This is a genomic window from Acinetobacter sp. AND/436 (assembly GCF_049546925.1).
Lineage (GTDB): Bacteria > Pseudomonadota > Gammaproteobacteria > Pseudomonadales > Moraxellaceae > Acinetobacter > Acinetobacter indicus.
The window spans coordinates 24,124-30,821 of sequence record NZ_JBMXBO010000023.1 but is presented as its reverse complement, the minus strand read 5'-3'; the positions used below and the strand labels follow the sequence as shown (position 1 = coordinate 30,821).

Here is a 6,698-nt window from a genome sequence, read left to right as displayed (position 1 = left end):
ATTACTGTCTTTAGACATTTCAAACCACGACTCTTCGGAGTCGTTTTTTTTTATAATGGAATTTTATTGCCTTAAAAATCCCGCAGTCTGGGTAAGATGGATATGAGCACAGAAATTCCGGATCAACTCCTTCAACTTGAAGCCAATGGTGGTATTTTTGCTATTTGGAAGATTTTTCAGCACTATGGGATTGATCTGGAAATTGCCGATCTGGTCCAGCTGTGCCGGCATAATAATGAAGATGGCACTTTCGGAATTGCGCTAGCAGTGGGGTTGAAAAAGCTGGGGCTTGAGGTGAGCTTTCATACAGATCCTGATCCGCACCAGCACCCGACGGAAGTGTTGTGTTATCAGGAAGCGCAGCAATTACAGATTCCGCTACAGCCGGCACTCAGCTATAGCGCTTTGCAGACATGTGTTGATCAGGGCCGCTTTGTGATAGTGTTCTATGACACACTAGAAGGCGTGGGGAATCATTCCTTAATCTATTCGATGGATGCAGAAGAGGTCTGTTTCTTTGACAGCTTTGATGCAATGCCAGCACAGGTTTTCGAGCAGCAGCGTCAGGCAGAGGGCATTTGCCGTCAGGCCATTGTGATTGATGACCGAAATTTTGTGATGCGTTATAGCTAAGCCACATTTATCGAGATCATAAAAAAAGCAGTCACTTGGACTGCTTTTTTGTTGAGTGCTTTTAAAGAAAGCTGAATCAATTATTCACGGTCGATCTTCATCGGCTGCACATCCATCTGCTGATAAGGAATCAGCTTGGTTTTGTATTTCCATTTATAGCCTAACCAGATGGCCAGGAACAATAAAATCCCGATATAGGTGGAAAGCACAGCCAGCCACTCACCCTCAAGTACCGCCTGATAGTTCTGGCCCAAGACCACAATCGCACATAAAGTGAAGGCAAACCATGGTGCGAACGGGAAGAACTTGGCACGATACGCCAGATCTTCAAGTTTATAGCCCTGAGCAAGATAGCCTTTGCGGAAACGATAATGAGAAACCGCAATACCCAGCCAGACAATAAAGCCACACATGCCTGACATATTTAGTAGCCAGTTAAAGACCTGTTCTTCACCAATAAAGGTGGTCAAGAAACATAATGCAGCAATGGCCGTGGTGGCATACAGCGCATTCATCGGTACGCCACGTGGATCAAGGCGAGCAAAGGCTTTTGGTGCACTGCCTTTACGTGCCATATCAAACAACATACGCGTAGATGAATACATGCCTGAGTTACCCGCAGACAGGATCGCCGTTAGAATGACTGCATTCATGACACTGGCAGCAAAGGCAAAACCGGCCTGCTCATACAGTAAGGTAAAGGGTGACAGTGCCACATCATCTGTTGCAGCGGCCTGCAGTAATCGTGGATCATCATAGGCAATCAGGGTGCCGATAATGAAAATACACACGATATAGAACAACAGGATACGCCAGAAAATCTGTTTGATTGCAATCGGAATGGTTTTCTGCGGATCTTTAGATTCACCCGCAGCCACGCCGACCATTTCCGTGCCCTGGAAGGAGAAACCGGCAATCATCGCCACACCAATCAGGGCTGATAAACCACCGACAAAGGGTGCTTCACCTTGGCTCCAGTTACCAAAAGTTGCAACATCCGGGGTCATCATGATCTTGGCGATCATGACCAGACCAATAATAATAAAGATGATAATCGCAAGCACTTTGACTAAAGAGAAGAAGAACTCGGACTCACCAAAGCCTTTGACTGTCAGGGCATTAATCGCAAACACCACGGTCAGGAACAGGGCACTCCAGTAGAAACCGGGAATATCCGGGAACCAGAACTTCATGATGAACTGTACCGCAACCAGTTCAAACGCCACGGTAATGGCCCAGTTATACCAGTAGTTCCAGCCTAGCGCGAAACCAAAACCACCTTCGACATATTTGCTGCCATAGGTAAAGAATGCACCTGAGGTCGGATTGTGGGTCGCCAGTTCGCCCAAGCTGGTCATCAAGAAATAGATCATGACGCCAATCAGGGCATAGGCCAGTAATGCACCACCCGGACCGGCATTGGCAATGGTCGCACCGGAGGCCAGGAATAAACCGGTCCCGATCGATCCGCCAATGGCGATCATATTTAAGTGGCGAGCACCGAGCTTACGCTGCAGCTGTCGGCTGTGTTGAGTTTCGCTCATCATACTTCCTTAACATTTTTTTGAGTGCTCGCGAACAGCACTTTAAAACCTTGTTGATCTGCCTTGACCGTACACTGGCCAAAACTCTGTTCAATCAACAGGGGATAATTTAAAAAGCGGTTGGCCACAATCCACAGTTCACCACCCGATTTCAGGTGGCGGCGCGCAGTTTTACACAGTTTTTCGCTGGCATCATAGTCGGTCTGAATCCCCTGATGAAAAGGCGGATTGCTGACAATGGCATGCAAAAACAGCGGTGCATCTTCAATGCCACTGACGGCTTTAATCTCAAGCTGCTGCGGATTGAGCTGGTTGTGCTCAAAAGTCATTTGGGTTGAAGCGAGTGCAAAAGCATCTACATCCAGCGCGAAGATACGGTTATCTGGATTCAGCTTGGCCAGATAGGCACTGATAATGCCGGCGCCACAACCAAAATCGGCAATTTTACCCGATGGCACTTGGCTTAAATAAGGCAGGAAGACCGCTGTACCGATATCAAGCCGGTTCTGGCTGAACACACCTGGCAGGGCACAAATCTGTAGATCACCTTTTGGCGTCGCCACAGTATAACGCTGCGCCCAGTCGGCCAGTGCTTTTTTCTCGACGCTGCAGTCTAGTGTTAATTGCCAGAGTTGGCAATGACGGGCACTGTCGAGTTTTAAGGCTTTACCATAAGGCTGTAGCTGTTTGGCCGCACGTTCGACGCCGCCTTTTTTCTCACCGACCAGAAAAACACTGCTGCCGGTTTGCAGATGGGCGGCAACATTGTGCAGCACATAATTCAGCAGTTCTTTGGATTTCGGCACAAAAATAACCGCCTGATCAAATTCGCCTTCTGGAAAGTCGGCACCAAAATGAACGGGGGCAGTCTGGTTCTGGAAATAGTGGTAATCGTTAAAATTCCATGTCCAGAAAAAAGGCTGGACCGATTCACCGAATTCAGCGAACAGCTGGTCTGTAGGCGCATTGATCAGTAACACACGACCTGATAAATAATCATATTGTCGTAATAGCACTTCGCTTTTAGCATCCATGAGTCGCTCTCCAATAGAAAAACACTGTCCAAGTCCGGCTCAGACAGTGTTTTCTGGACATGAAATTACTTCTTGGTTTCAGGTAATACAATATTCAGAATCAGCGCTGCAATACCGCCGGTCGCAACACCTGAGCTAAAGATATTACGGAATAATTCTGGCAGATGCTCCAGAATTTGTGGCACTTGTGCAACGCCTAAACCCAGTGCCAGAGAAATGGCAATGATCAGCAGGGCGCGACGGTCCAGATGAATACCCGATAAAATGTTAATTCCCGATGCGGCTACCGCACCAAACATGACCATCACTGCACCACCCAGAACGGCTTGAGGCACAGCCTGAATCACGCCAGCAACGGCTGGTAATAAACCTAAAATCACCAGCATCGCGGCAATCCAGATTCCGACATAACGGCTAGCCACACCAGTTAACTGAATCACACCGTTGTTTTGTGCAAATACTGAACTTGGGAAGGTGTTGAAGATACCGGCCAGGAATGAGTTGGCACCATTGACCAGTACGCCACCTTTAATACGCTCCATCCATTTTGGACCATCCACGGGCTGGTTCGACAGTTTTGAGGTTGCAGTGATGTCACCAATCGCTTCTAACGACGTGACCAGATAAATAAAGGCCATTGGAATGAACAGGCTCCAGGAGAATTCCAGACCAAAGTGCATTGGAGTTGGCACTTGTACCAGTGGCGCTTCCTGCAGACCAGAGAAGTCCAGATGACCCATAAAACCAGCCACAATATAACCCACGATCAGGGCAATCAGGATGGCGGAGCTTTTAATCCAGGTGACATTAATCCGGTTCAGGATAATGATTAACGCTAGAACGGTACAAGACATGATCAGGTTGTCGGCATTGGCGAAAGTCTTGTCCGACATGGCCTGATAGCCACCGCCCATACTGATTAAACCTTCTTTAATTAAGGTTAAACCAATCAGCAGGACCACAATCCCGGTTACCAGCGGGGTAATCAGTTTTTTAACCCATGGCAGAATTTGTGAAACACCCATCTCGATAAATGAACCGGCAATCACCACACCAAAAATAGCGGCCATAACCGACTCAACCGGTGTACCTGCTGCGACCATTGCAGAACCAATCCCGATGATTGGCCCAATAAAGTTAAAGCTGGTGCCCTGAACAATTAACAGTCCGGCACCAAAAGGGCCCACTTTTTTGGCTTGTAGGAAGGTTGCAATCCCTGAAATCACCAAAGACATCGATAAAATCATGTTGGTGTCTTCTTTGGAAACACCCAAGGCCAGACAGATCAACAGACCCGGCGTCACAATCGGGACAATAATGGCCAATAAGTGTTGGAAGGCAGCAAGAAAAGCAATAAACGGTTTAGGACGGTCATTCAGACCATAGACCAAATCCAGTTGCGGTTTTTGATCAGGAGATGAATTAAATTCAGACATAAGTCAAAAGCAAATTAGGCTAGGTGGCGGTATTCTAATCGAGTTACACGTCTTTACAAACTTTAAATCGTCGCTTCTGTCGAAAAAAGTTCGATTGTCAATAAAGTGTCACTACTAAATGAGAGTATTTTTCTGTATAATTTGCCCTCAAATTTAAAGCGTATCGAATTTACATGTCAGATATTAAAACTCTCCGCAACATCGCGATTATCGCGCACGTTGACCACGGTAAAACCACTCTTGTAGATAAACTTTTACAACAATCAGGTGCTCTCGGTGAACGAGCGGGCGAGATTGAGCGTGTCATGGATTCAGGCGCTATTGAAAGTGAACGTGGTATTACCATTCTTGCAAAAAACACTGCAATCAAATGGTTAGATAAACGTACCGATACTGAATACCGTATCAACATCGTGGATACCCCGGGACACGCCGACTTCGGTGGTGAAGTTGAACGTGTCATGTCGATGGTGGACTGCGTACTTCTTCTGGTTGACTCTCAAGAAGGTCCAATGCCACAAACCCGTTTCGTAACGCAAAAAGCGTTCGCACGTGGTTTGAAGCCAATCGTGATCATCAACAAGGTCGACAAGCCAAACGCGCGTCCTGACTGGGTGATTGACCAGGTATTTGATTTGTTCGACAACCTGGGTGGTACTGACGAACAGCTAGACTTCCCGGTAGTTTATGCGTCTGGTTTACGTGGTGTGGCTGGTCCATCTCCAGAAGAACTGGCTGAAGACATGACACCATTGTTTGAAACCATCGTAGACATTGTTGAACCACCAGCAGTTGACGTTGATGGTCCATTCCAGATGCAAGTGTCTTCACTGGACTATAACAGCTTCGTGGGTGTAATCGGTGTTGGTCGTATCCAGCGTGGTTCTGTAAAACTGAACACGCCTGTCACTGTCATTGACAAAGATGGTAAAACACGTAACGGCCGTATCTTAAAAATCATGGGTTACCACGGTTTAGAGCGTATTGATGTAGATTCTGCATCTGCGGGTGACATCGTATGTGTAACCGGTATGGACGAGCTGCATATTTCTGACACCATCTGTGATCCGAAAAATGTTGAAGCGTTACCACCGCTTTCTGTAGACGAACCAACCGTGTCGATGACATTCCAGGTCAACAACTCGCCGTTCGCGGGTAAAGAAGGTAAGTTCGTGACTTCACGTAACATCCGTGAACGTCTAGACCGCGAATTGATTCACAACGTTGCACTGCGCGTTGAAGATACTGACAGTCCTGACCGTTTCAAAGTGTCTGGCCGTGGTGAACTTCACCTGTCAGTTCTGATTGAAAACATGCGTCGTGAAGGTTTCGAGATGGGTGTATCTCGTCCGCAAGTGATCTTGAAAGAGATTGATGGCGAAATGCAAGAACCATACGAAAACGTGACTTTTGACGTTGAAGAACAGCACCAAGGCGCTGTGATGGAGCAAATGGGTAACCGTAAAGGTGAGATGACCAATATGGAAGTGGACGGTAAAGGCCGTATCCGTATTGAAGCAACTGTTCCTTCACGCGGCCTGATTGGTTTCCGTTCTGAATTCATGACCATGACGTCTGGTACCGGTATCATGACCTCTAGCTTCTCGCACTACGGTCCAATGAAACAGGGTTCTGTAGCAAAACGTCAAAACGGTGTACTGATTTCTATGGTTCAAGGGACTTGCTTGGGCTATGCACTGTTCAGCTTGCAAGACCGTGGTCGTCTATTTGCTAAACCTCAATTGGAAGTTTACGAAGGTATGATCGTGGGTATTAACTCTCGTTCAGACGATATGGTGGTGAACCCAACCAAAGCGAAACAGTTAACCAACGTACGTGCATCTGGTACGGATGATGCGTTAACTCTGGTTCCTGCAATTGAATTCACACTTGAACAAGCACTTGAATTCATTGAAGATGATGAGCTGGTTGAAGTAACGCCGAAGTCAATCCGTATCCGTAAGCGTTACCTGACTGAAAACGAACGTAAGCGTAACAAATCTTAATTTTAAAAATTAAGACGAAAAAAGAAACCGCCAGGTCCACTTGGC

General features: G+C 46.9%; 5 protein-coding genes. 2 read left to right on the top strand and 3 right to left on the bottom strand.

The features are described 5' to 3' along the window. Window positions 1-102 precede the first annotated feature (102 nt). Complete coding sequence (locus ACPEPR_RS13420) at window positions 103-633, top strand: hypothetical protein (RefSeq protein ID WP_045794979.1); 531 nt, start codon at window positions 103-105, stop codon at window positions 631-633. Between the two features lie 80 nt (window positions 634-713). Here ACPEPR_RS13420 and ACPEPR_RS13415 read toward each other — a convergent pair whose 3' ends face one another. From ACPEPR_RS13415 to ACPEPR_RS13405, 3 genes are all read right to left on the bottom strand, one after another. Continuing rightward, window positions 714-2,177, bottom strand: a complete 1,464-nt coding sequence (locus ACPEPR_RS13415; RefSeq protein WP_160241580.1) for an amino acid permease — start codon at window positions 2,175-2,177, stop codon at window positions 714-716. Beyond that, window positions 2,177-3,211, bottom strand: coding sequence for a class I SAM-dependent methyltransferase (locus ACPEPR_RS13410; RefSeq protein ID WP_016659819.1), 1,035 nt, complete (start codon window positions 3,209-3,211; stop codon window positions 2,177-2,179). The genes ACPEPR_RS13415 and ACPEPR_RS13410 overlap by 1 nt, the downstream gene beginning before the upstream one ends. A 65-nt stretch (window positions 3,212-3,276) precedes the next feature. Then, window positions 3,277-4,647, bottom strand: coding sequence for a uracil-xanthine permease family protein (locus ACPEPR_RS13405; protein ID WP_016659820.1), 1,371 nt, complete (start codon window positions 4,645-4,647; stop codon window positions 3,277-3,279). A 173-nt stretch (window positions 4,648-4,820) separates the two neighbouring features. Between ACPEPR_RS13405 and typA the strand changes: the two genes are divergently transcribed. Beyond that, complete coding sequence (gene typA / locus ACPEPR_RS13400; RefSeq protein WP_005175828.1) at window positions 4,821-6,653, top strand: translational GTPase TypA; 1,833 nt, start codon at window positions 4,821-4,823, stop codon at window positions 6,651-6,653. The last annotated feature ends 45 nt before the right edge of the window (window positions 6,654-6,698 follow it).

What these genes read in the sequence shown, in the direction of transcription:
- ACPEPR_RS13420 (WP_045794979.1), top strand. Translation starts at nt 103, where the DNA reads ATGAGCACAGAAATTCCGGATCAACTCCTTCAACTTGAAGCCAATGGT.
- ACPEPR_RS13415 (WP_160241580.1), bottom strand. Translation starts at nt 2,177, where the DNA reads ATGAGCGAAACTCAACACAGCCGACAGCTGCAGCGTAAGCTCGGTGCT.
- ACPEPR_RS13410 (WP_016659819.1), bottom strand. Translation starts at nt 3,211, where the DNA reads ATGGATGCTAAAAGCGAAGTGCTATTACGACAATATGATTATTTATCA.
- ACPEPR_RS13405 (WP_016659820.1), bottom strand. Translation starts at nt 4,647, where the DNA reads ATGTCTGAATTTAATTCATCTCCTGATCAAAAACCGCAACTGGATTTG.
- typA (WP_005175828.1), top strand. Translation starts at nt 4,821, where the DNA reads ATGTCAGATATTAAAACTCTCCGCAACATCGCGATTATCGCGCACGTT.